General features: G+C 74.1%; 19 protein-coding genes and 2 pseudogenes. 11 read left to right on the plus strand and 10 right to left on the minus strand.

All coding sequences use genetic code 11. The features are described 5' to 3' along the window. Positions 1-520: 520 nt before the first annotated feature. The gene (locus V6U82_RS20845) at positions 521-1,522 is read left to right on the plus strand and encodes an NAD-dependent epimerase/dehydratase family protein (RefSeq protein ID WP_334463711.1); all 1,002 of its coding nucleotides are present in this window, start codon (positions 521-523) and stop codon (positions 1,520-1,522) included. An 18-nt stretch (positions 1,523-1,540) separates the two neighbouring features. Here V6U82_RS20845 and V6U82_RS20850 read toward each other — a convergent pair whose 3' ends face one another. Further along, entirely contained in the window at positions 1,541-2,515 is a 975-nt protein-coding gene (locus tag V6U82_RS20850; protein WP_334463713.1) for an Acg family FMN-binding oxidoreductase, read from the minus strand. Between the two features lie 187 nt (positions 2,516-2,702). On the opposite strand from V6U82_RS20850, the gene V6U82_RS20855 reads away from it, so the two are divergent. Beyond that, positions 2,703-3,341 carry a response regulator gene (locus V6U82_RS20855; RefSeq protein ID WP_013284884.1) on the plus strand — a complete coding sequence of 213 codons (639 nt, stop codon included), beginning with the start codon at positions 2,703-2,705 and terminating at the stop codon, positions 3,339-3,341. Positions 3,342-3,348: 7 nt separating this feature from the next. Here the strand turns inward: V6U82_RS20855 and V6U82_RS20860 are convergent, their stop codons facing one another. Beyond that, a complete protein-coding gene (locus V6U82_RS20860; RefSeq protein WP_334463889.1) occupies positions 3,349-5,016 on the minus strand; it encodes a sensor histidine kinase in 1,668 nt (555 codons plus the stop codon). A gap of 93 nt (positions 5,017-5,109) precedes the next feature. Further along, complete coding sequence (locus V6U82_RS20865) at positions 5,110-6,120, minus strand: Acg family FMN-binding oxidoreductase (RefSeq protein ID WP_128137181.1); 1,011 nt, start codon at positions 6,118-6,120, stop codon at positions 5,110-5,112. A gap of 145 nt (positions 6,121-6,265) precedes the next feature. Here V6U82_RS20865 and V6U82_RS20870 point away from each other — a divergent pair, with 145 nt between their 5' ends. Then, entirely contained in the window at positions 6,266-8,614 is a 2,349-nt protein-coding gene (locus V6U82_RS20870) for a heavy metal translocating P-type ATPase (protein ID WP_334463718.1), read from the plus strand. Position 8,615: 1 nt separating this feature from the next. Here V6U82_RS20870 and V6U82_RS20875 read toward each other — a convergent pair whose 3' ends face one another. The 4 genes from V6U82_RS20875 to V6U82_RS20890 form a co-directional block, all read right to left on the minus strand. Continuing rightward, positions 8,616-9,482 (minus strand): universal stress protein, encoded by an 867-nt coding sequence (locus V6U82_RS20875; RefSeq protein WP_128137946.1) that lies wholly within the window; start codon positions 9,480-9,482, stop codon positions 8,616-8,618. After that, a complete protein-coding gene (locus V6U82_RS20880; RefSeq protein WP_128137945.1) occupies positions 9,479-11,881 on the minus strand; it encodes a phosphoketolase family protein in 2,403 nt (800 codons plus the stop codon). The genes V6U82_RS20875 and V6U82_RS20880 overlap by 4 nt, the downstream gene beginning before the upstream one ends. A gap of 128 nt (positions 11,882-12,009) precedes the next feature. Further along, positions 12,010-12,840 carry a universal stress protein gene (locus V6U82_RS20885; RefSeq protein ID WP_334463721.1) on the minus strand — a complete coding sequence of 277 codons (831 nt, stop codon included), beginning with the start codon at positions 12,838-12,840 and terminating at the stop codon, positions 12,010-12,012. A gap of 83 nt (positions 12,841-12,923) precedes the next feature. Next, positions 12,924-13,724, minus strand: coding sequence for a PP2C family protein-serine/threonine phosphatase (locus tag V6U82_RS20890; RefSeq protein WP_334463723.1), 801 nt, complete (start codon positions 13,722-13,724; stop codon positions 12,924-12,926). A gap of 97 nt (positions 13,725-13,821) precedes the next feature. Between V6U82_RS20890 and V6U82_RS20895 the strand changes: the two genes are divergently transcribed. The 7 genes and pseudogenes from V6U82_RS20895 to V6U82_RS20920 all read left to right on the plus strand — a co-directional run bounded on the left by V6U82_RS20895 (position 13,822) and on the right by V6U82_RS20920 (position 19,119). Then, entirely contained in the window at positions 13,822-14,058 is a 237-nt protein-coding gene (locus V6U82_RS20895) for an HTH domain-containing protein (RefSeq protein WP_128137944.1), read from the plus strand. Next, positions 14,058-14,240: pseudogene (locus V6U82_RS31570) on the plus strand (Clp protease N-terminal domain-containing protein); the annotation flags it as partial. The gene V6U82_RS20895 and the pseudogene V6U82_RS31570, both read left to right, overlap by 1 nt. Before the next feature lie 174 nt (positions 14,241-14,414). After that, a pseudogene (locus V6U82_RS31575) lies at positions 14,415-14,606 on the plus strand (Clp protease N-terminal domain-containing protein); the annotation flags it as partial. Between the two features lie 118 nt (positions 14,607-14,724). After that, positions 14,725-15,732, plus strand: coding sequence for a diacylglycerol/lipid kinase family protein (locus V6U82_RS20905; RefSeq protein ID WP_334463730.1), 1,008 nt, complete (start codon positions 14,725-14,727; stop codon positions 15,730-15,732). After that, entirely contained in the window at positions 15,725-16,726 is a 1,002-nt protein-coding gene (locus tag V6U82_RS20910; RefSeq protein WP_334463732.1) for a YihY/virulence factor BrkB family protein, read from the plus strand. The genes V6U82_RS20905 and V6U82_RS20910 overlap by 8 nt, the downstream gene beginning before the upstream one ends. A gap of 100 nt (positions 16,727-16,826) precedes the next feature. Continuing rightward, positions 16,827-18,317 (plus strand): phosphatase PAP2 family protein, encoded by a 1,491-nt coding sequence (locus V6U82_RS20915; RefSeq protein ID WP_334463734.1) that lies wholly within the window; start codon positions 16,827-16,829, stop codon positions 18,315-18,317. 4 nt (positions 18,318-18,321) lie between these two features. Next, the gene (locus V6U82_RS20920; RefSeq protein ID WP_334463735.1) at positions 18,322-19,119 is read left to right on the plus strand and encodes an endonuclease/exonuclease/phosphatase family protein; all 798 of its coding nucleotides are present in this window, start codon (positions 18,322-18,324) and stop codon (positions 19,117-19,119) included. Here the strand turns inward: V6U82_RS20920 and V6U82_RS20925 are convergent. The 3 genes from V6U82_RS20925 to V6U82_RS20935 form a co-directional block, all read right to left on the minus strand. After that, complete coding sequence (locus tag V6U82_RS20925; protein WP_334463736.1) at positions 19,106-19,762, minus strand: GAP family protein; 657 nt, start codon at positions 19,760-19,762, stop codon at positions 19,106-19,108. The two genes, V6U82_RS20920 and V6U82_RS20925, sit on opposite strands and share 14 nt — an antisense overlap. 165 nt (positions 19,763-19,927) lie before the next feature. After that, positions 19,928-20,764, minus strand: coding sequence for an alpha/beta fold hydrolase (locus V6U82_RS20930; protein ID WP_334463737.1), 837 nt, complete (start codon positions 20,762-20,764; stop codon positions 19,928-19,930). Then, entirely contained in the window at positions 20,761-21,723 is a 963-nt protein-coding gene (locus V6U82_RS20935) for a TIGR03557 family F420-dependent LLM class oxidoreductase (protein WP_120570925.1), read from the minus strand. The genes V6U82_RS20930 and V6U82_RS20935 overlap by 4 nt, the downstream gene beginning before the upstream one ends. A 294-nt stretch (positions 21,724-22,017) precedes the next feature. On the opposite strand from V6U82_RS20935, the gene V6U82_RS20940 reads away from it, so the two are divergent. Continuing rightward, positions 22,018-23,406 (plus strand): cellulase family glycosylhydrolase, encoded by a 1,389-nt coding sequence (locus V6U82_RS20940; protein ID WP_334463738.1) that lies wholly within the window; start codon positions 22,018-22,020, stop codon positions 23,404-23,406. The last annotated feature ends 2 nt before the right edge of the window (positions 23,407-23,408 follow it).

Consider the following 23,408-nt stretch of genomic DNA (forward strand, 5'->3'; position numbering starts at 1 on the left):
TTTGCGTCGACATCCGGCCCGGCCGAGGACACAAACCCCTTGATCACCGCCGAACAAGCCCTCCCGGGCACCACCAACGCGTCGATCATGAGGTTAGCGGCGACAAAACGGACACCAACCGCGGCTAAGTTCACGATCAACCCACCCAGGGCAGGGCGGGGCAGGGCAGGGCGGGGTTGGTCCGGGGCGGGAGGGTGGCGCCCCGCGATCATTCGCGCGATCTTGCGGTTCGGGCCGTCGGGGTGCCGGATTCGCGAGGTTTGCCGGGCGCCAAAGTGCAAGATCGCGGGACTGTCCGGAGCTGTCGCGGACCCGGCGTGAGCCGGGGAGGCAGTCCGCCGATCTTGGAGTTGTGGCACCTCGCGAACGTCGCGAACCGGGCATCCCGGGCGCCACAACTCCAAGATCGACGGGGAGGGCTGGGCGCGAGAGGCTCGGGGAGCCGGGTTCTGCCGTTGGCAGATCTGCTTACCGTGAACGGGGGACCTGCCGGGCGGTACGGGGCGGCACGCTGGGACACATGCGACTTCTGATGCTCGGCGGTACGGGGTTCGTCGGCGGTGCGGTGGTGGCCGAGGCGGTACGCCGCGACTGGCAGGTGACCGTGTTCAACCGGGGTGTGCACGGTCAGGTGCCGGACGGCGTACACCGGTTGCGGGGTGACCGGACCGCGCCGGACGGTCTGGCCGCGCTCACCGGCGGCGAGTGGGATCTGGTGGTGGACACCTGGGACGGCGCACCCCGTGCGGTACGGGACGCGGCGTCGGCGCTGGACGGCGCGGTGGCGCACTACGTCTACGTGTCCAGCGGATCGGTGTACGCGTCACCCGTCGCGCCCGGCAGCGGCGAGGAGGCGCCCACGGTGCCGGCCGACCCGGACGCGGACGACGGTGACTATCCGGCGAACAAAGCCGGCGGGGAACTCGCCGCGACGCGGGTGTTCGGTGACCGGGCGCTGCTGGCGCGCGCCGGGCTGATCCTGGGGCCGGGGGAGGACATCGGGCGGTTGCCGTGGTGGCTGAACCGGATCGCCCGGGGCGGGGACGTGCTGGCACCGGGGCCGCGTGACCTGCCGATCCAGTACGTGGACGTCCGTGACCTGGCGACCTGGCTGCTGGACCGGGGTGCCGAGGGCGTCGGCGGGGCGTACAACGTGGTGGGTCGCACCGGGCACGCGACGTTGGGTGACCTGCTCGACGCGGCGGTGGCGGTGACCGGGTCGGACGCGACGCTGCGGTGGACCGCGCCGGAGCCGATCCTCGCTGCCGGCGTGGAGCCGTGGAACGACCTGCCGGTGTGGATTCCGCGCGGGCACGAGTACCGCTGGTTGCAGGAGCGGGGTGTGGAACGCGCGTACGCGGCGGGGCTGGTCTGCCGGCCGGTGACCGAGACGGTGGCGGACACCTGGCGGTGGCTGCGCGAGGTGGGCCGCGTGCCGGACCGGGCGGGGCGTCCGGCCCGCGCCCCGGTCGGCCTGGCACCGGAACGGGAGGCGGCCCTGCTCGCCGCGCTCCCGGCCTGACCCGCGGAGGGGTGCCGGTCAGGCCGGCACGACCGGCAGGTCGAGCACCTCCTCGACCGGGCGGCGCGGGGTGGCGCGACCCGGCTGGCCGTAGCCGATCCGCATCACCATCTGCGGGGTGCCGAACCGGCCCAGCGACATCCGCAGCGCCTCCCGCGCGGCCGGCACCTCGATCGGCTGGGACAGCATCGACACGCTCAGCCCGGCGTCGGTGGCGGTGAGCAGCACCCGCTGCAGCGCCTGCCCGGCGAGGATCTGGTCGGCGGAGGTGTTGCCGGCCGAGCCGAGCACCGCGACCAGCGGCTCCGGTTCGAAGTCGCGGCCGGGGGCGCGGTTGCGTCCGCCGAAGCCGCGCTGGGGCAGCAGGTCCTGCGGCTCGCTCTGCGGTCCGGCGGCGCCGGTGGGCACGCCGTCCGGGGCCGGCTCGGAGCGGATCCACTCGGCCCGTTCGGCCACGTACGCGGGGTCGCGTTCCAGCACGCGGTGGGCGCTGCGGGCGACCTCGGCGACCGCGTTGACGGCGCTGGTGCCGATCACCAGCTCCAGCCAGCACTGCTCGGCGCGGGCCGCCTCGCCGAGGCGCCAGCGGGCCTCGGCCGGCACCGGGTCGGGCCAGAACGGCGCGCGGTTGCTGAACCGGTGGCTGATCGCCCCGTACAGGCTCTGCTCGACCGGGGTGGGGCGGCGCGGCACGTCCGGCACCAGCCGGGCCACGACGTCCGGGTCGGCGGGGTACGGGCGCAGCCGCACAGTGGCCGGGGTGCCCGCGACGGCGAGCGCCAGCCGCAGGTTGAACAGCGCCGCACCGGCGGCGATGCGCGCGCCCCAGCCGGTCGGGTCGGTGGCGGGCAGGCCGCGCAGCGGGTCGACGGACACCTCGATGCCGCCGTCGACGAGCCGGAACCGCCACGGCTGGGTGTTGTGCAGCGACGGCGCCCGGACCGCGTCGGCGACCGCGGCCCGCAGCTGCTCGCCGGTGTATTCGGTCGTCATGGTGGTGCTCCCTCTCGTGCGGCGCCGGCTTCCCCGGCCGGGTACACCACTACGGTGCGTCAGCGGGCGGCGCGGTGAGCAGGGCCGGAGGTCCCCACCTGGGCCCGGCCGTCGGTCCCGGCCGACGCGGGCAGGACGGGACTTTCGACCCGTGCTACGGGGGCGGGAAAGCGGGTAGAAAGGACTGATGATCCGGGTGTTCCTGCTCGACGACCACGAGGTCGTCCGTCGTGGCCTTGCCGACCTGCTCCAGAGCAGCGGCGACATCGAGGTGGTCGGCGAGTCCGGCCTGGCCCAGGAGGCGGCGCGCCGCATCCCGGCGCTGCGCCCCGACGTGGCGATCCTCGACGCCCGGCTGCCCGACGGCAACGGCATCGACGTCTGCCGGGACGTCCGGGCCGTGGACTCCTCGATCAAGGGCCTGATCCTCACCTCGTACGAGGACGACGAGGCGTTGTTCGCGGCGATCATGGCGGGCGCCGCCGGGTACGTGCTCAAGCAGATCCGCGGCACCGACCTGGTGGACGCGGTCCGCCGGGTGGCGGCCGGGCAGTCCCTGCTCGACCCGGCGATCACCACCCGCGTGCTGGAGCGCATCCGCAGCGGCGTGGAGCAGCCGCGGGAGCTGAAGTCGCTCACCGAGCAGGAGCGGCGGATCCTGGAGTACGTGGCGGAGGGACTCACCAACCGGGAGATCGCCGGGAAGATGTTCCTCGCCGAGAAGACGGTGAAGAACTACGTGTCCAGCGTGCTCGCGAAGCTGGGCCTGGAGCGGCGTACCCAGGCGGCGGTGCTGGCCACCCGCCTGCTCGGCAAGAACACCTGACGGCGCCTCAGTCGAGCGGGACGCTCCAGCGCACCTCGGTGCCGCGCGGATCGGCCCGGCGCAGCGAGAACTCGCCGCCCAGCCGCTCGGCCCGCTCCCGCAGGTTGACCAGGCCGCTGCGGGCCGCCTCCGGGTCGCAGCCGATCCCGTCGTCGGTGACGGTGATCTCGACCCGGCCGGAGTCGACGCGTACGCGCACCGACACCCGGTCGGCCTGCGCGTGGCGTACCGCGTTGGACAGCGCCTCGCGCAGTACGGCGGTGAGTTCGGGGCGCAGGTCGTCCGGGACGGCGCTGTCGATCGGGCCGATCAGCTCCAGGTGCGGCCGGTAGCCGAGCGACTCGGCGGCCACCTCGATCGCCTCGCGGATCTCGGTGCGCAGCGCCGCGCTCATCGGGGTACGCAGCTCGAAGATGGTGCGGCGGATGTCGCGGATGGTGGCGTCCAGGTCGTCGACCGCCTGGTTGATCCGCTTGGCCGCCTCGGGGCGGGCGTTCATCGCGCCGCTCTGCAGTTGCAGGCCGGTGGCGAACAGCCGCTGGATCACCACGTCGTGCAGGTCGCGGGCGATGCGTTCGCGGTCCTCCAGGACCACCAGCAGTTCCCGCTCCTCCTGGCCGCGGGCGCGTTCCATGGCCAGCGCGGCCTGCCCGGCGAAGCTGGCGAGCAGCGCGAGGTCGTCGTCGGCGGCGGGCCCGTGGTCGGGCCGGTAGCCGATCACCAGGACGCCGTGCAGCGTGTCGGCGGCGGCGAGCGGGGAGACCACGGCCGGCCCGGCGACCACCGGCCGGGGCCAGGGCGCCGCGGCGGCGAGGTCGTCGACCTGGTCGTGGCGGCCCTGCGTGACGGACGCGGCGAAGCTGGTCTCGGCGGCCGGCAGCACCGCGCCGACCAGTTCCCGGGTGACCGGGTCGGCGCCGTCGACGACCTCGACGGTGAACTGGGCCTCGTCCTCGTCGTAGAGCAGCACCAGGGCCAGCTCGGCCTCGGCGACCTCGCGGGCGCGGCGGGCCACCAGCGTCAGCGCGTCGGTACGGCGTACCTCGCCGAGCAGCACGGAGGTGATCTCCGCGGCGGCGGCGAGCCAGCGTTCGCGGCGGTGCGCCAGCGCGTAGAGGCGGGCGTTCTCGATCGCCACGCCGGCCGCGGCGGCCAGCGCCACCACGATCTCCTCGTCGTCCTCGGTGAACTCGGCCGCGCCCTGCTTCTCGGCCAGGTAGAGGTTGCCCCAGACGTGGTCGCGGATGCGCACCGGCACGCCGAGGAAGCTGTGCATCGGCGGGTGGTTCGGGGGAAAGCCGTACGACTTCGGGTGCTTGGTGATGTCCGGCATGCGGACCGGCTTCGGCTCGTCGATGAGCAGACCCAGCACGCCGCGGCCGTGCGGCAGCTCGCCGATCTTCGCGTGCAGCTCCGGGCTGATGCCGTGGACGATGAAGTCGTGCAGCATGCGGTCCGGCCCGATCACGCCGAGCGCGCCGTAGCGGGCGCCGGCCAGCTCGCACGCCGACTGCACGATCCGCTGAAGCGTGCTGCGCAGGTCGAGGTCGGACCCGATGCCGACGACCGCGTCCAGCAGCGCCCGCAGCCGCTCACGGCTGGTCACCACCTCGCCGACGCGGTCGAGCATCTCCTGGAGCAGTTCGTCCAGGCGTACGCGGGACAGCGGGGTCAGTCCGAGCGACGGCGTGACGTGCTCGTGCCGGGACTGGGGTGCGGCGGCCACCCGGCGATGGTATCCCCCGGTGGCCGCCGTGATCGAGACCGGTCAGGCGAGACTGTCGCGGACCGCCGAGGTGTCGACCGTCTGCGCGACGTCCAGCCGGGGCGTGTGCGGCGGGCCGGCGTGGTTCGGGTCGGCCACGCCGAGCCGCATGCTGATGTACGGGAACCCCAGGCCGGAGAGCATCTGCCGCAGCACCTCGCGGGTGCTCTCGACCTCCACCACACCGGACAGCGGCACCAGCGACACCCCGTGCCGGGTGGCGGTGAGCCAGGCGGCGGAGAGCGCCTCACCGGCGCGCAGCCAGCTCATCAGCTCGTCGTCGGAGCCCCACAGGATCCCGTACACGGCGGCCTTGTCGTGGCCGGGCCCGATCGGCAGCGAGCCGGCGCGGCCGAAGTCGCGGGCCGGAACGGTCGTCTGCGGGGCCTGCTCGGGCAGCACCTCCGGCGGCAGCCCGGTGCCGGTGCCGGCCCGGCTGGTCCAGTACGCCAGCTCCTCGCGCAGCTCCGGGCTGTCGGCCTCGACGGCGGCGGCCTGCTGCGCGGCGCCGGCGAGCTGGATCTTCTGGGTGTCGTCGAGCACTTGCAGGTTCACGCCCTCCAGCGTGGCCGCCCGCTCGATGTCGTTCAGCGCGGCGGTGGGGATCGGCTCGTCGCTGACCGGCCGCCGGTCGGTGTGCCGCACCTGCATGCACTGCACGACGCGCATGGCGTCGGCGTCGGCGCCGGTGTGCTTGAGGGTGGTGATCCGGGCCAGCAGGTCGGGTTCCTTCGGGTCGGGCAGCCGTTCCACCACCGGGGTCCAGCCCTCGGCGGCCAGCGCCACCCGGGCGTGGTGCAGCGCGGCGCCGCAGCTCACCACCAGCAGGTGCCCTTCCGGGTCCATGGCGCTGAGGTGCCGTTCGCGGACCACCCGCAGCTCCAGCGCGTCGGGCAGGACCGTCCAGTGCCACGGCTGCGTGTTGTGCACCGAGGGGGCGTGGCCGGCCATTCCGGCGGCCTCCGCGAGCGCGGTGGTCAACGGGCGATCGCCGGCCGGCGTCTCGTGGCTCATCGTCACGACCTTTCCTGTTTTCCCCATCGTGCCCCACGCCCGGGACGCCCGGGTGGGGATGCCGCTCCATCCTCGGGCATGCCCGGCCGCCCCGCAGGGCCGGATTACCCGTGTCGTCCCGCGCCGGGACTGAGACGATCCACACGTGGGAACCGAGCCACGCGAGTGCGTACCCGAGCAGCCGGCCCGCGCCCCGCGGCGGGCCTGGGCCGAGTGGGCGCCGCTGGTGCTGCTCACGGCGGCGGTGCTGGCCGGGGCGGCGCTGTGGTTCGCCGGCGCGCACGACGCCGCCCGGCTGGTCTGGGCGGCGGTCACGGTGGTCGCGCTGGTGCCGGCGGCCTGGACGACGCTGCGCCAGTTGTGGCTGCGGCAGTTCGGGGTGGACGTCATCGCGGTGCTGGCGCTGCTCGGCGCGCTGCTGGTGCGGGAGTACCTGGCCGGCGCCGTGATCGCGGTGATGGTCGCCACCGGGCGGACGCTGGAGGAGTACGCCCAGCGCCGCGCCACCCGCGACCTGCGGGCGTTGCTGGAACGCGCGCCCCGGCAGGCGCGCCGGCGCACCCCGGACGGCGGGATCGAGGTGGTGCCGCTGGACCGCGTCGCGGTGGGGGACCGCCTGGTGGTCGGGCCGGGCGACGTGGTGCCGGTGGACGGTGTGGTCGAGGAGGCGGCCACGCTCGACGAGTCGGTGGTCACCGGCGAGTCGCAGCTGGTCACCCGCGCGGCCGGGGACGAGGTGGCCAGCGGTGTCGTCAACGCCGGTGCCGGTTTCGGGCTGCGGGCCCGCCGCAACGCGGCGGAGAGCACCTACGCCGGCATCGTCCGCCTGGCCGGCGAGGCCACCGCCCGCAAGGCCCCGATGGTACGGCTGGCCGACCGGTACGCCGCCGCGTTCGTGCCGTTCACGCTGGTGCTGGCCGGGGTGGCGTGGCTGCTGTCCGGCGAGTTCACCCGGGCGGTGGCGGTGCTCGTGGTGGCCACACCGTGCCCGCTGCTGCTGGCCACCCCGATCGCCGTGGTCTCCGGGCTGTCCCGGGTGGCCCGGCGCGGTGTGCTGGTCCGGGACGGCGGGTCGCTGGAACAGCTCGGCCGCGCCCGTACCCTGCTGCTGGACAAGACCGGCACGCTCACCGCGGGTCGGCCCCGGGCGGCCGAGGTGGTGGTGGCGCCGGGCGGCGACCGGGACGACGTGCTGCGGCTGGCCGCCTCGGTCGAGCAGCTCTCCCCGCACGTGCTGGCCGCCGCGCTGGTCCGGCAGGCCCGCGAGCGCGGGCTGGCGCTGGCCGAGCCGACGCAGGTCACGGAGGAGCCGGGGCACGGGGTGAGCGGGCGCGTCGACGGGCGGATGGTGCACGTCGGGCAGCTCGCCGGGGAACCGCCGGAGTGGGCGGGCCGGCTCGGTGAGCGCGCCGAACGGGCCGGGCGTTCCGCGGTCTGGGTCAGCGACGACCACGGGCCGCTGGGCGCGATCCTGCTGGAGGACCCGGTCCGGCCGGACGCCCGGCGGACCGTGCGGCGGCTGCGCGAGGCGGGCCTGACCCGGCTGGTCATGGTGACCGGCGACCGGCCGGGCACGGCCCGGCAGGTCGCGCAGGTCGTGGGCGTGGACGACGTGATCGCGCGCTGCTCGCCGCAGGAGAAGGCCGATCGGGTACGCGAGGAGTCGGCGCACGCGGTGACCGTGATGGTCGGCGACGGCGTGAACGACGCGCCCGCCCTGGCCGAGGCGCACGTCGGCGTGGCGATGGGCGCCACCGGGGCGACCGCCTCGGCGGACGTGGCCGACGCGGTGCTCACCGTGGACCGGCTGGACCGGCTCGCCGACGCCGTCGAGATCGCCCGGTACGCCCGCCGCATCGCGGTGCAGAGCGCCACGGTGGGGATGGGCCTGGCGGTGGTGGCGATGGTCGTCGCCGCCGCGGGGCGGCTGCCCCCGGTCGCCGGCGCGTTCCTCCAGGAGGGCATCGACGTCCTGGTGATCCTCAACGCGCTGCGCGCGCTCGGCGGCGGCCTGCGGCGGCGGGACCTGCCCGCGCACACCCGCGAACTGCTCGACCGGTACGCGGGCGAGCACGGCGGCGTGCGCGACGTGCTGGCCGGGCTGCGGGACACCGCCGACATGGTGGCGACCCGCCCGGACGACCCGGCGTGCCTGCCGGCGCTGCGGGAGGTGCACCGGCGCCTGATCGACGAGGTGCTGCCGCACGAGGCGGCCGAGGACCGGCAGCTCTACCCGGCGCTGGCCGGGCCGCTCGGCAGCGACGAGGCGACCTCCACGATGAGCCGGGCGCACGTGGAGATCGTGCGGCTGGTGGAGCGGATCGGCGGGCACCTCACGGCGCAGCCGGACGGCCGGCTGCGCCGTGACGAGGTGCCCGATCTGCTGGCCGCGCTCTACGGTCTGGACGCGGTGCTGCGCCTGCACCTGGCCCAGGAGGAGGAGGACTACTTCTCGCTCAACCCGGAGGAGGGCTCCACCGCGCCCGGCCGCTGAGTCAGCGTTCGCGTACCACCGCGACGGGGCAGTGCGAGTGCTGGATGAGCTGCTGGCTGACCGAGCCGAGCAGCATGCCGCGCAGGCCGCCCCGGCCCCGGCTGCCGACCACCACCAGCTGCGCCGACCGGCTCGCCTCGACGAGCAGCGCGGACGCGCTGCCGGGGACCGCCTCGATCTCCACCGGCACGTCGGGGAAGCTCTCCCGCCACGGCGCCAGTTCCGCCTCGGCGGCGGCCCGCTCGCTCGCGGCGACCTGCTCGGGGTCGAAGTCCGGCGGCACCCACCGGTCACCCGGCGGTTCCCAGGCCCGCAGCACCCGCAGCGGCACGTCCCGCTGCGCGGCCCGCTCGACGGCGAAGCCGAGCGCCCGCAGCGCCGACTCCGAGCCGTCCGAGCCGACCACCACCGGCCCGGACGTGGCGGCCTGGCCGTCGCGGACCACCACCACCGGGCAGTGGGCGTGCGCGGTGACCGAGACCGCCGTGGAGCCGGCGAGCAGCCCGCCGAAGCCGCCGTGACCCCGGCTGCCGAGCACCAGCATCCCGGCGTCGGCGGACCGCTCCTGGAGCACCAGCGCGGGCGGCCCGTCGAACACCTCGCCGTGCACGGTCAGGCCCGGCCGCTCGGCGGCGGCGTCCGCCGCCGCCTTGCGGACCAGTTCCTCGACCTGCTGCCGGGCGGCCTCGTCCGGCCACACCCCGGGCGCCACGCCGGGCCCGATCCAGCCGGTGACGGTCAACCACTCGAAGACGTACGCGAGGCGGACCGGCCGCCCCGAGCGGCCCGCCTCGTCCAGCGCCCAGTTCAGGGCGACGGCGGCGTCCGAGGAGCCGTCGTAGCCGACCAGGATCTCGTCGTCGCTCATTCGCCACTCCTCACCGCGGGGTCGTTCTCCCTGATCCAGCGCCACTCGGCGACCCGGGGGTCGTCCTCGCCGTAGCGGCGGGTGTAGTCGCGGCAGGCCTGGCGGGCGTCCACCATGTCCTGGCGCAGGTGCGCGGCGCGCGACCGCAGCCCCGGCACCCGGTCGATCACGTCGATGACCAGGTGGAAGCGGTCCAGGTCGTTGAGCATCACCATGTCGAACGGCGTGGTGGTGGTGCCCTCCTCCTTGTAGCCGCGCACGTGCAGGTTGTCGTGGTTGGTGCGGCGGTAGGTGAGCCGGTGGATCAGCCACGGGTAGCCGTGGTACGCGAAGATCACCGGCTTGTCGCGGGTGAAGATGGTGTCGAACTCGTTGTCCGGCAGGCCGTGCGGGTGCTCCGACGGCGGCTGCAGGCGCATCAGGTCGACCACGTTGACCACCCGCACCTTCAGGTCCGGCAGGTGCCGGCGCAGCAGGTCGACGGCGGCGAGCGTCTCCAGCGTCGGCACGTCGCCGGCGCAGGCGAGCACGACGTCCGGTTCGGTGCCGTCGTCGCTGCTGGCCCAGTCCCAGATGCCCAGGCCGCGGCGGCAGTGCTGGATCGCCTCGTCCATGGTCAGCCAGTTCGGCGCGGGCTGCTTGCCGGCCACCACCACGTTGATGTACTGCCGGCTGCGCAGGCAATGGTCCATGGTGGACAGCAGCGTGTTGCCGTCCGGCGGCAGGTAGACCCGGACCACCTCGGCCTTCTTGTTGACCACGTGGTCGATGAAGCCCGGATCCTGGTGCGAGAAGCCGTTGTGGTCCTGGCGCCACACGTGGCTGGACAGCAGGTAGTTCAGTGACGCCACCGGCTCCCGCCAGGGGATGTTCCGGGTCACCTTCAGCCACTTGGCGTGCTGGTTGACCATCGAGTCGACGATGTGGATGAACGCCTCGTAGCTGGTGAAGATGCCGTGCCGGCCGGTCAGCAGGTAGCCCTCCAGCCAGCCCTGGCACAGGTGCTCGGAGAGCACCTCCATCACCCGGCCGTCGGGGGAGAGGTGGTCGTCGCCGGGCACCTCGGCGCCCACGAACGCGCGGTCGGTCACCTCGAACGCCGCGCCGAGCCGGTTCGAGGCGACCTCGTCCGGGCCGAACAGGCGGAACGTCTCCGGGTTGCGCGCGATCACGTCGCGGACCCAGGGGCCGAGCACACCGGTCGCGCCGGCCATCGGCTCGCCCGGCGTCGGTACGTCGACCGCGTAGTCGCGGAAGTCCGGCAGCTCCAGGTTGCGCAGCAGCCGGCCGCCGTTGGCGACCGGGTTGGCGCTCATCCGGCGGTCACCGGTGGGCGGCAGGTCGGCCACCTCGGCGACCGGGCCGCCGGTGGCGTCGAACAGCTCCTCCGGCCGGTAGCTGCGCAGCCAGCGCTCCAGCTCGGCCAGGTGCTCCGGGTTGTCCCGGACCTCGGAGATCGGCACCTGGTGGGCGCGGAACGTGCCCTCGACCTGCTTGCCGTCGACCCGGGACGGACCGGTCCAGCCCTTCGGCGTCCGCAGGACGATCATCGGCCAGCGGGGGCGCTCGACGTGCTCGCCGGAGCGGGCCCGGCGCTGGATCGCCGTGATCTCGTCGACCGCCCGGTCGAGCGTGGCGGCCAGCAGTTGGTGCACCGTCGCCGGGTCGTCGCCCTCGACCACGTACGGCTCGTAGCCGAAGCCGCGCATCATGTCCCGCAGGTCCTCGCCGGGGATCCGGTCCAGCACCGTCGGGTTGGCGATCTTGTAGCCGTTGAGGTGCAGGATCGGCAGCACGGCGCCGTCGCGGGCCGGGTTGAGGAACACGTTCGACAGCCAGCTTCCGGCCAGCGGGCCGGTCTCCGCCTCGCCGTCGCCGATCACGCAGGCCACGAGCAGGTCCGGGTTGTCGAACGCGGCGCCGTACGCGTGGCTCAGCGCGTACCCCAGTTCGCCGCCCTCGTGGATCGAACCCGGCACCTCCGGCGCCACGTGGCTCGGGATGCCGCCCGGGAAGGAGAACTGCCGGAACAGCCGCTGCATGCCGGTCTCGTCCCGGGGGATGTGGTGGTACAGCTCGCTGTAGGTGCCCTCCAGCCACGTGTTCGCCACCAGCGCCGGGCCGCCGTGACCGGGGCCGGTGACGAAGATGGCGGACAGATCCCGGTTCACGATGACCCGGTTGAGGTGCGTGTAGAGCAGGTTGAGCCCGGGACTGGTGCCCCAGTGGCCCAGCAGGCGCGGCTTGACGTGCTCAGGCTTGAGCGGTTCGCGCAGCAGCGGATTGTCGAGCAGATAGATCTGGCCGACGGTCAGGTAGTTCGCCGCGCGCCAGTAGGCGTCCAGCCGGCGCAACTCGTCTTCGGTCAGGGGGCTGTGCAGGTTCACCGCGGTGTCCATGCTGCCTTAGCCTCTCGTGGCTCGGGGTCGGCTGCCACTCGGGGACCACATTTTCTTCCCCGGCGCGTCCAGCCTCGTCCCTGTCGGGGGTCGCCGGTCAGGGCCGTAGGTCCCGCCTCGCGCGGGCGTCACGACCCGTCCCCGGTATCTGCGGGGACACCCCGTACGACGATCAGCGGGGCCGGCGAGTGGTAGAGCAGGGACTGGCTGACCGCGCCCAGAGTGGACCCTACCGGCCCGTCTCCCCAGGCGGCCACCACCGCGAGCTGTGCCGCGCGGGACCGGTCGAGCAGGACGGACTTCGGGTCGCCGTGGACGGTCTCGCAGTCGGCGGCGACCCGGGGGTACCGCCGGGCCGTCCGGGTGACCGCCTCCTCCAGCCGCCCGTCGCCGCGGTCGCCGGACTCCGGCTCGATCACCTGGACGGCGAGCAGGCGGGCGCCGCGGTGCTGCGCGCAGTCGAAGGCGTACCCGAGCGCGGCCTGCGAGCTGGGCGACCCGTCGAAGCCGACGAGCAGCGGGCCGGGCGGGGCCGGCTCGGTCCGCCCGACCAGCACCGGGCAACCGGCCCGGGCGGCCACGTCCACGGCCGGTGTGTCGGCCGGTACGCGGTCCGGGTGGGTGGACATGCCCCCGTCACCGAGCGCGATCAGGAACGCGGTGTCGGCGACCCGCAGCAGCGCCTCGACCGGCGAGCCCTCGACGATCCGGCCGCTGACCGACACCTGCGGCGCGCACTCGGCGACGACCTGCCCGGCGTGCTCCAGCACGTTCTCCGCGTCCGTGCGGGTGCCGCCGGCCGGGGCGGGGCCGGGCGTCGCGGCCCAGTTGAACGCGTGCAGCAGGTGCAGCGGCCGGTCGTGGGCGGCGGCCTCGGCGGCGGCCGTGCGGACCACCGCCAGGTCGGCCTCGGACCGGCTGACGCCGACCACCACCGCGCCGTGGCTGGGTGCGGCCACCCCGGCTCACCTCCCGACCCGTGCTTTTCACCCACCGTAGTCGTGGGACCGGGTGCGCCGGAGCGGGTCGGCGGAACTGGCGGTCAGCGCGGGGCGGGCAGCGCCGGGTGTACGCGCAGCACGACGGCTGTGGCGTTGTCCTCGCCGCCCTCGTCCAGGCTGGCGGCGAGCAGGGCCTCGGCGGTGCGCGCCGGGTCGCGTCGCGCGGACAGCAGGTCGCGCAGCCGGTGGTAGCCGAGCTGGTCGCTGATCCCGTCGGTGCACAGCAGCCAGGTGTCACCCCGGCGCAGCGGCACGGCGAGCAGGTCCGGCTCGGGCCGGTCCGGGTGGCCGACGTAGCGCAGCAGCTGGTAGCGCGCCCGCGCCGCCTCCGGCGAGTCGGCCGGCCACCAGCCGTGCAGCAGGCCGAGCCAGGCCATGGTGTGGTCGACGGTGACCAGCTCCAGCAGCCCGTCGCGCAGCCGGTACGCCCGCGAGTCGCCGAGCTGGACCAGCCAGCCCTGGTCGCCGTCGGGCTCGACCACGAGCGCGGTGAGCGTGCACCCGGTCAGGCCGGGCTGCGCGGCGCCGGCCTGGCGTACCCGCCGTTGGGTCTCCGCCACGGCGGCCCGCAGAGCGGCGGCGCCGACGGCGGGCCAGCCGGCGCGGACCCGCGTGGTGAACGTCTCCGCGGCGGTCGTGCCGGCCACCCGGCTGCCCTCGCCGTCGCCCATCCCGTCGCAGACCACCGCGAGCGGCAGCTCGGGGTCGACGTGCAGCACGTCGTAGTTCTCCGGGTAGCGGTGCCCGACCACGCTGCCGCCGGCGATCTCCAGGGTGAGGCGGCCGGCGGTGAGCCGGCGCGCGGACTCGACCGGCCGGTCCAGCGGACGGCGGCGGAACATCAGCGGACCGTAACACCGGGACCGGCCGGACAGCGGCAGGCCGGGTCGCCTGTCAACCAGGGTTGACAGAGGGGATGCGTCAACCTACATTGACAGCATGAGTCGAGCGACGGAACTCGCGGCGGCAGCCGGCAGCACCGACCCCAAGGTCGGCCTGCGCGCCGTGCTCGCCCTGCGCCGGCTGCTCGAACGGCTCGAGGTGATCCAGGTCGACAACGCCCGGCGGCAGGGCTGGTCGTGGCAGGAGATCGCCGACGCCCTCGAGGTCAGCCGGCAGGCGGTCCACAAGAAGCACGCCGGACGACCGGCGGTGCGCGAGAGCTGGGAGGCGTGATGTTCGAACGATTCACCGACCGGGCCCGGAGCGTGGTGCACCACGCGCTCGACGAGGCCCGCACCGAGGGACGGCGGCCGGTCGGCACCGAGCACCTGCTTCTGGGCGTGCTGGCCGACCGCGACAGCCTGGCGGTACGGCTGCTGGCGGCCGGCGGCGTCGAGGCCGACGCGCTGCGCGCCGCGGTGGCCCGCCACACCGCGCAGGGCGTGGACGGGCTCGGCGCGGCGGACGCCGCGGCGCTGCGCGAGATCGGCATCGACCTCGCCGCGATCGTGGCCCGGATCGAGGAGTCCTTCGGCCCCGACGCGCTGCGCGAGGCGACGCCGCGTCCGCGCCGGTGGTGGCGTCGCGGGTCGCACCACGGCACGTTCTCGCCCCGCGCCAAGAAGGTGCTGGAGCTGTCGCTGCGCGAGGCGCTGCGGCTGCGCCACCGGCACATCGGCACCGAACACATCCTGCTCGGCCTGCTGCGCGAGGGCGACGGCCCGGCCGCGGTCGTGCTCACCGAGGCCGGGGTGGACATCGACGACCTGCGGCGGCGCGTCGACGCGGCGCTGCGTGAGGCGGCCTGACCCGCACCCGGTCTTCAAACCTGTTTGCGGTCCTCGCAACGTCCCGCTCCGCCGGGTCGCCGTCACGCCCCGTGTCCTGCACACTGACGCCGTGGACGGTGCAGACGACAAGCGCCCGGTGAACGCGGAGAACCGCACCCCGCGCTCGGCAGTGGTGGTCAACCCGGTGAAGGTGGCCGACCTGGACGAGTTCCGCCGCACCGTGGACGGCGCGCTCGCCGCCGCCGGGTGGCCGGCCCCGGCCTGGTACGAGACGACAGTCGAGGACCCGGGCCGCGGGCAGGCGGAACAGGCCGTCGAGGCGGGCGCGGAGGTCGTCTTCGCCTGCGGCGGCGACGGCACGGTGATGGCCTGCGTGACCGCGCTGGCCGGCACCGACGTGGCGCTGGCCGTACTGCCCCAGGGCACCGGCAACCTGCTGGCCGCCAACCTCGGCCTCTCGAACGACCTGGCCGCCGGGCTGGAGGTCGCCGTCGAGCGCGGGATGCGCCGCCTCGACGTCGGCGTGGTCGGCGACAAGTGCTTCGCGGTGATGGCCGGGATGGGCTTCGACGCCCAGATGCTCGACTCCACCTCCGAGACCACGAAGAAGCGGATCGGCTGGCCCGCGTACGTGGTCGGTGCCGCCCGGCACCTGCGCGACCGGCCGATGCGGGTCTCGGTGCGCATCGACGGCAAGCCGCCGCTGCGCCGCCGCGCCCGCTCGGTCCTGGTCGCCAACGTCGGGCGCCTCCAGGGCGGGGTACGCCTGCTCACCGAGGCCGAACCGGACGACGGCTGGCTCGACGTGGCGGTGCTGACGCCGCGTACGCTGCGCCACTGGCTCGCCATGGGCTGGGCGGTGCTGCGCCGCCGCGACAGAGTGCCCGGGATGGAGGTGTTCCGGGCCCGCTCGGTCGAGATCACCAGCACCCGGTCGCAGCCCCGGCAGCTCGACGGCGACCTGATCGAGCCGGGCCGCTCGCTCAAGGCCACCATCCGCCCCGAGTCGCTCTGGCTCTGCGTACCGCGCCCGGAGGAGGACCCCGACCTGGCGGTCGACGCCGACGCGGTCGGCGAGCGCGGCGAGCACCTGGTCGAGGAGGCCCGCCGTGAGTAGCACGAAGCTGGTCCCCGAGACCCGGCTGATGGCCGAGAACGAGCTGTCCGCCGACGACGCCTGGCACACACTGCGCCGGCACGGCGGCTGGTGCCTGCTGCGGGACGCGTTCATCCGGTTCCGCTACGGCGACGGCTTCAGCCATTCCCGGGCGCTGGCGTTGCAGCTCTGCCTGGCCGTGGTGCCGTTCCTGATCGCGCTCACCGGTCTGATCACCGACCTGGGCGTGGACGAGGGCGGCAAGGTCGTCGCCGACACGGTGCTGGCGATCACGCCCGGCCAGAGCGAGGCGATGGTGCAGGACCTGCTGACCGACAGCGAGCGTACGGAGGACGCCGGCGAGCTGGCGCTGACCCTCGGTCTGCTCACCGGGCTGGTCGCGCTGACCACCACGATGGCGCAGATTGAGCGGGGCGCCAACCGGATCTACGGCGTCGAGCGGGACCGCCCGGCGCTGGCCAAGTACGTGCGCGCCGCGGTCCTCGCGGTGCTCGCCGGCGTGCCCGCGCTGGCCGGTTTCCTGATCCTGGTCGGCGGCCGGGCGATGGGCGAGTCGGTACGGCGGCACTACGAGTGGGGCGACCTCGCCATGTCCGGGTGGGACGTGATCCGCTGGCCGCTGAGCCTCGGCCTGACCGTCCTCGCCGTCGCGGTGCTGTTCCGGCACGCCCCGCGACGCCGCCAGCCCGGCCTGTCGTGGCTCTTCTTCGGCGCGTCCATCGCCATCGCGATCTGGTGGCTGGCCAGCCTGCTGCTCGCCGCCTACGTGAAGTACAGCGGCGGATTCGGCCAGACCTACGGCGCGCTGACCGGCATGATGGCCCTGTTGCTCTGGGCCAACCTCACCGGGATCGCGCTGTTCGGCGGGCTGGCCTTCGCCGCCCAGCTCGAAGCGATGCGCATCGGGGTGGAGGAGCCCGCCCAGCCGGACCTGTGGGAGCCGGAGGCGCAGCGGGCGGAGCTGTTCGACACCGGCGAGATGACCTCGCTCTGACGCCACGGCCGGTCCGGCGTGGACGCCGCGCCGGTACGGCGTGTACGGGACAAGCCGATCGGGTACAGCGCGCCTCGCAGAGGAACGAGGGAGGTGCGGTGTGACCGCGGTCAAGGAAGCCGGGAGCCGGCCGCTCAGCCATTTCGCGGAGCGGAGCCTCGCGGGCCTGCTCGCCGTGGCCGGTGCGGGAGTCGGGTTCGGCGTGCTGCTCATGCTGGTCCGGTTCCGGTGGAGCCCGCTGGGCGACGCCGACCACGCGGTGGCCGAGTGGTTCAACGACCTCGTGGCGCCGCACGGCCCGCTGGTCACAGTGCTCCAGGCGATCACCGACCTGGGCGGGCGGCCGGTGCTGATCTGGCTGGTCACCATCGCGGTGGTGGGCCTGCTGATCCGCCGCCAGTCCCGGCTGGCGGTCTACCTGATCGTCACCGGCGTCGGCGGGCTGATCCTCGACCCGTCGCTCAAGGCGCTGGTCGGGCGGCTGCGCCCGGTGGTGGACGTGCCGATCGCCAGCGCACCGGGCAACAGCTTCCCCAGTGGTCACGCGCTCGGCTCGTTCGTCGCGTACGGGGCGCTGCTGCTGGTGTTCCTGCCGGCCATGTCGCCGCGCTGGCGCAAGCCCGCCATCGCCGTCGCCGGTGTGCTGATCTTCCTGGTCGGGCTGACCCGGGTCGCGCTGGGCGTGCACTTCGTGTCGGACGTGATCGGCGGCTGGCTGCTCGGCGCGGCCTGGCTGGGCGTCACCGCGTACGCCTTCCGGCTGTGGCGGCGCGAGCGCGGCCGGCCGGTGCCGCCGCTGAGCGAGGGCCTGGAGCCGGAGGCGGGCGAGGAGCTGGCGCTCGCGCCGGACGAGGAGAAGGTGCTGGAGCACCCGCGTTCGGCGGTGGCCGAGCTGCTGGTCGGATGGGTGCTCGTCTTCGGTGTGCTCTACGCGTTCGGCATGGTCGTCAGCTACCACGCCAAGGGCACGTTCTTCGACACGCTCGACACCGAGGTGCCGCGCTGGTTCGCCGAGCGGCACACCGGCGCGCTCACCGAGGTGAGCTGGTGGTGGAGCAAGTTCGGCGACACCCACGCCATCCTGCTGGTGTCGCTGGTGTTCTGCCCGATCGTGCTGGCCGTGTGGCGGCGGTGGCGGCCGGTGCTGTACGTGGTGCTGGCGATGTTCGGCGAGCTGAGCCTGTTCCTGGCCAGCGCTCGGGTGGTGGACCGGCCCCGGCCGCCGGTGGAGAACCTGGACGGGCAGATGCCCACCTCGTCGTTCCCGTCCGGGCACATCGCGGCGACCATCTGCCTGTGGGTGGCGATGGCGGTCATCGTGTTCCCGCGTACCGACAGGTGGTGGCGGTGGCTGTTCGTGGGCATGGCCGTGCTGATGCCGGTGGGCGTGGCGACCTCCCGGATGTACCGGGGCATGCACCACCCGACCGACTTCATGGGCGCGATCCTGCTCGGCGCGCTCTGGCTGTCGCTGCTGTACTGGGTGATCAAGCCGAACGCCGACGTGTACGAGGGCAACCGGCCGGCGATCGAGTCCGAACAGGTCGACGAGCTGGACGACGAGCTGGCCAAGGCCGCGCGGCCGGACTGAGCCGATGCTGCGGGTGATGACCTGGAACATCCGGACCGGCGGGCGGGACGGCGGCGGCGCCGACCGCCGGGACCGGGTCGTCTCGGTCGTCACCGCGCAGCGCCCCGACGTGCTGGCGTTGCAGGAGCTGCGCGGCATGGACGCCACGCTGGGCGGCCTGGCCGACCGGCTCGGGATGGAGGCGTACCTGGCCCGGTCCTGCTTCGGCCAGCCGGTGGCGGTGCTGGTCCGCCCGCCGCTGCGGGTGCTGCGCGCCGGCCAGGTCCGCCGCCCGTTCCACCACGCCGCCGCCCGGGTGCAGGTCGCCACGGGGGCCGGACCGCTCACCGTGTTCAGTACCCATCTGAACCCGTACTCGGGTGGGCGGCGGCGGATGGAGGCGGACTGGCTGGCCGCCGCGCTGCGGCGTACCGGGGGAGGACTGGCCCTGCTCGCCGGGGACCTGAACACGCTGGAGCCCACCGCCGACCACACCGCCCGGCTGGCCGGGCTGGCCACCCCGTACCGGCGGCGGCACCTGCGCCGTGACGGCCGTACCGTGGACACCCGGGCGGTGGCCCGGCTGCTCGACGCCGGGCTGGTCGACCTGTGGCCGCGCTCCGGCGGCGACGAACCCGGCGGCCTGACCGTGCCGACCCGGCACGGCGGCGCCGAGTTCGCCGGGATGCGGCTGGACTACCTGCTCGCCACCCCGGCGCTGGCCGATCGGGTACGCGCGGTGCGGGTGGTCCGCGGCGGCGACGCCGACTCGGCGTCGGACCACTATCCGGTGCTGGCCGAGGTGGACCTCACGGCCGGCTGAACGACCCGGACGCGAGGTCGGCCACCACGAAGGCCGCGAAGATCAGGATGACCGTCTCGCTGACCAGCCAGGAGTGCCTGCCGGTCCAGGAGCGGAACGCGGGCAGCAGACGCTCCGCGCGTTCGCCGGACAGCAGCAGCGTGAGCAGCGGCAGGGCCAGCAGCAGCACGGTGAGCGCCGTGAACGGCAGCAGATGCCACCACGGGCGGCCGTGCCCGGCCATGCTGCCCGCGACCGACGCCATGACCAGCTCGTCGCTCGGCACGGCGACGGCGAGCAGCAGCCCCAGACCGAAGGCGTACGCGGGCCGCGGGTCCTGCAACCGGCGGAGCCACCCGGGCGGCCGGTCCCGCCGACGCCTGCGGAACGTGACCACCATGAGCACGACCAGCAGGGCCAGCACGATCCAGTCGATGAGCCGGCGGCTGCCGCCCACCCCGATGCCGTGCACGGCGGTGCGCCGCACCACCCGGAACGCCGCGTACCAGAGCGTCAACGGCCCGAGCACGCCCACCGTGACGCCGGCCAGGTAGGCCACCGAGCTGCGCCGCGGATGGCGGCCGGCGGCGAGGACGACGGCGCTGACGAGCTTCGACCCGGCGACCATCTCCAGCGCCAGCGGAAGCGCGGTCAGCAGGGGCATGCCCCATTCTGGTGTCGCCGCCGTGCGCGCCGGGCCCGGTTCTACAGGACCAGGTTGAGCAGCACGGTGAGCACCACCGAGGCGACGATCGAGAAGAGGATCATCAGCAGGCAGCCGAGCCCGCCTCCGGCGGGACGGATCTCGGTGTTCCCGATACGCATGGCGTCAACTCCTCAGCGGGGTGGTGAGCAGGTCGTGGACGGCGTCCGCGACCTGGGCCGGTGCGGTGGTGACCACGTTGTGCGCCGCGCCCGGCACGGCCACCGACCGGGCGTCCGGCACCAGCCGGGCGACCTGCTCCCGCCAGGCGGCCGGCGCGACCGGATCGCGGGCGCCGGTCAGCACCAGCGTGGGCGCGGTGACCCGGGCCAGATCCTCCTCGACCGCGTTGCGGACCGAGTGGGACAGCGTCGCGAACACCCGCCACGGCCGGGCCTCGGCCACGTCGCGCAGCAGGATCGGCGCCTGCCACGCCGCTTCCCGGAGCGTGTCCCGCAGCCAGCGGCCGATCAGACCGCGCCGGGACCGGGCGACCGGGTCGCAGGTCGGCCCGGCCAGCACCAGGGCGCGGACCAGGCCGGGGTGACGGGCGGCGAGCGCGGCGGCCACCTCCGCACCGAAGGAGTGGCCGAGCAGCACGACCGGACCCAACCGGTACGCGGCGAGCCAGTCGGCCAGGAACGCCACGTGCCGGTCCACGTCGTACGCGGTGCCGGGGCGTTCGGTCAGCCCGAAGCCGGGCAGGTCCGGCACGTACACCGGCTGGCGCGGCGCCAGCGCGACGGCGAGTGGGGTGAGGTAGCGGTGCGACACGGCCAGGCCGTGCACCAGCACGATCGGCGGCCCGTCCCCGCCCGGGTCGCCGGAGCGGCGGGTGTGTGCCCGCAGCCCGCCGACCTGCCGGAACTCGCTGGTCAGCCCGGCGGCCGGCCGGGGCGCGGCGAGCGCCAGGCGCAGCTCGGCCGGGCCGAAGCGCCCCGGCGGGGACGGTGCGACTGTCACAGCTCGCGCAGCCGGGGCAGCAGCTCCTCCTGGGCCCAGTCGAGGAACATCGGCTGGGTGTCGCCGCCCACCTGGACCAGCGCGACGTGGGTGAAGCCCGCGTCGACGAACTTCTTGAACGCCTCGACGTGCCGGTCGGTGTCCGGGCCGCAGGAGATGCCCTCGGCCACGTCCTCCTCCCGGACGAACTGGGTGGCCGCCTCGAACGACTCCGGGCCGGGCAGGTCGGCGTTGACCTTCCAGCCCAGGCCGAACCAGCGGAACTGGTCGTGCACGATCTTGCGGCACTCGTCCTCGTCCGGGCCGTAGCAGATGGCGACCTGCCCGTAGCGGGGGCGGCCCGCGCCGCCGGCCTCCTCGTACATGTCGATCAGGTGGGACAGCGGGTCGGTGGCGATCATGGCGTCGGCGTACTCGGCGGCCAGCGTGGCCGACTGCCGTCCGGACGCGGCCACCGCCATCGGCACCGGCCGCTCGGGGCGGTCCCAGACGTACGCGTCGGGCACGTCGAAGTGGTTGCCGGAGAACGTCAGCGTCTCGCCGTTGAGCAGCGGCCGGATGATCTGCAGCGCCTCCTCGAACATCTCGTGCCGCTGCTGCACGTGCGGCCACCCGCCCACCACGTGCTCGTTGAGGTTCTCCCCGGCGCCGAGGCCCAGCGTGAACCGGCCGTCCGAGAGCACCCCGACGGTGCTGGCCTTCTGCGCCACCACGGCCGGGTGGTACCGCCGGATCGGGCAGGTCACGAACGACATCAGCTCGGCCCGGCTGGTGGCGTGCGCGACCGCGCCGAGCACCGACCAGGCGTACGGGGAGTGGCCCTGGGACTCCAGCCAGGGGTAGTAGTGGTCGGACATGACCAGGTGGTCGAAGCCGGCGGCCTCGGCGCGTACGGCGTGGTCGACCAGTTCCTTCGGGCCGGCCTGCTCGCACATGAGGGTGTAACCGACGTTGACCATGGCACGTCTCCTTCCCGGGCGGATCGTCCACGGATACCCCGCCCGGCGCGGGTCAACCCTGCTGTCCGCTTTCCCCGCTGCGTCTTAACCGGTTCAGCTCATGCGGCCCGGCGAGCGTCGGTGCCTCCCGGCTGATTCCGCTTAACCGGTTGCCTTATGTCGTCCATCGCCCTACGCTGATGCCTGCGTCCGTTCGGGAACCGGGCGGCGGCTACCGGGCTCAGTCGCCACCACCTCGTCACCGTCACCGCACCCCCGCTCGGGCACGGGGGAGACCTTCCCCTGAGGACAGCCATGAAGAAACTGCTCTCCGTCGCGGGCGCCGCCCTGCTGACGGCACTCGCCGCCGTCTTCGCCCTCGGGCAGCCGGCCCACGCCGCCACCGGGTTCTCCGTCTCCAACGGGCGGCTCTACGACGCAGGCGGCGTCGAGTTCGTGATGCGCGGGGTCAACCACGCGCACACCTGGTACCCGCAGCAGACCAGCTCGTTCGCCGACATCAAGGCCCTCGGCGCGAACACCGTCCGGGTGGTGCTGTCCAGCGGCGACCGCTGGACGAAGAACAGCGCCGCCGACGTGGCGAACGTGATCTCGCTGTGCAAGGCCAACCGGCTGATCTGCGTGCTGGAGGTGCACGACACCACCGGGTACGGCGAGGACGGCGCCGCCACCACGCTGGCGAAGGCCACCGACTACTGGCTGAGCATCGCCGACGTGCTCAAGGGCCAGGAGAAGTACGTCATCGTCAACATCGGCAACGAGCCGTTCGGCAACCAGGGCTACAGCGCCTGGACCACCGACACCTCGAACGCGATCAAGCGGCTGCGCGCCGCCGGCCTGACCCACACGATCATGGTGGACGCGCCGAACTGGGGCCAGGACTGGTCGTTCACCATGCGCGACAACGCCGGCACCGTGTTCGCCGCCGACCCGCAGCGCAACACCGTCTTCTCCATCCACATGTACGGCGTGTTCGACACCGCCGCCGAGATCAGCGACTACCTGGGCCGGTTCCGTACCGCCGGGCTGCCGATCGTGGTCGGCGAGTTCGGCTTCAACCACTCCGACGGCAACCCGGACGAGGACGCCATCATGGCGTACAGCCAGGCCAACGGCATCGGCTACCTCGGCTGGTCGTGGAGCGGCAACGGCGGCGGCGTGGAGTACCTGGACATGACCACCGCGTTCAACCCGGCCCAGCTCACGAGCTGGGGTCAGCGGATCTTCAACGGGACCAACGGCATCGCGGCCACCTCCCGTGAGGCGTCGGTGTACGCCGGCAGCACCCCCACCGCCAGCCCCACCACCAGCCCGACCACCAGCCCGTCGCCCACGAGCAGCCCCAGCCCGACCCCGCCGCCGACCACCACGCCCCCGCCGTCCGGTGGCTGCACCGCCACCTACACCGTCGCGAACTCGTGGCAGGGCGGATTCCAGGGCGAGGTCCGGGTGACCGCCGGAGCCGCGGCGATCACCGGCTGGACGGTGCGCTGGACGTACGCCAACGGCCAGTCCGTCACCCAGGCGTGGAACGCGAGCGTCAGCAACAGCGGATCGGCGTACACCGCCCGCAACGTCGACTACAACGGTCGCCTCGGTGCGGGCGCGAGCACCAGCTTCGGCTTCATCGGCACCTGGCAGGGCACCAACTCCACCCCTGCGGTGACCTGCACCCCCGCCTGACC

The organism is Micromonospora sp. CPCC 205554 (assembly GCF_036902745.1).
GTDB lineage: Bacteria > Actinomycetota > Actinomycetes > Mycobacteriales > Micromonosporaceae > Micromonospora > Micromonospora tulbaghiae.

Excerpts from the sequence above, each read along its gene's own strand:
- V6U82_RS20855 (WP_013284884.1), top strand. The coding sequence starts at position 2,703 with ATGATCCGGGTGTTCCTGCTCGACGACCACGAGGTCGTCCGTCGTGGC.
- V6U82_RS20895 (WP_128137944.1), top strand. The coding sequence starts at position 13,822 with ATGAGTCGAGCGACGGAACTCGCGGCGGCAGCCGGCAGCACCGACCCC.
- V6U82_RS20865 (WP_128137181.1), bottom strand. The coding sequence starts at position 6,120 with ATGAGCCACGAGACGCCGGCCGGCGATCGCCCGTTGACCACCGCGCTC.
- V6U82_RS20925 (WP_334463736.1), bottom strand. The coding sequence starts at position 19,762 with ATGCCCCTGCTGACCGCGCTTCCGCTGGCGCTGGAGATGGTCGCCGGG.
- V6U82_RS20890 (WP_334463723.1), bottom strand. The coding sequence starts at position 13,724 with ATGTTCCGCCGCCGTCCGCTGGACCGGCCGGTCGAGTCCGCGCGCCGG.
- V6U82_RS20880 (WP_128137945.1), bottom strand. The coding sequence starts at position 11,881 with ATGGACACCGCGGTGAACCTGCACAGCCCCCTGACCGAAGACGAGTTG.
- V6U82_RS20845 (WP_334463711.1), top strand. The coding sequence starts at position 521 with ATGCGACTTCTGATGCTCGGCGGTACGGGGTTCGTCGGCGGTGCGGTG.
- V6U82_RS20875 (WP_128137946.1), bottom strand. The coding sequence starts at position 9,482 with ATGAGCGACGACGAGATCCTGGTCGGCTACGACGGCTCCTCGGACGCC.
- V6U82_RS20850 (WP_334463713.1), bottom strand. The coding sequence starts at position 2,515 with ATGACGACCGAATACACCGGCGAGCAGCTGCGGGCCGCGGTCGCCGAC.
- V6U82_RS20935 (WP_120570925.1), bottom strand. The coding sequence starts at position 21,723 with ATGGTCAACGTCGGTTACACCCTCATGTGCGAGCAGGCCGGCCCGAAG.
- V6U82_RS20940 (WP_334463738.1), top strand. The coding sequence starts at position 22,018 with ATGAAGAAACTGCTCTCCGTCGCGGGCGCCGCCCTGCTGACGGCACTC.
- V6U82_RS20920 (WP_334463735.1), top strand. The coding sequence starts at position 18,322 with ATGCTGCGGGTGATGACCTGGAACATCCGGACCGGCGGGCGGGACGGC.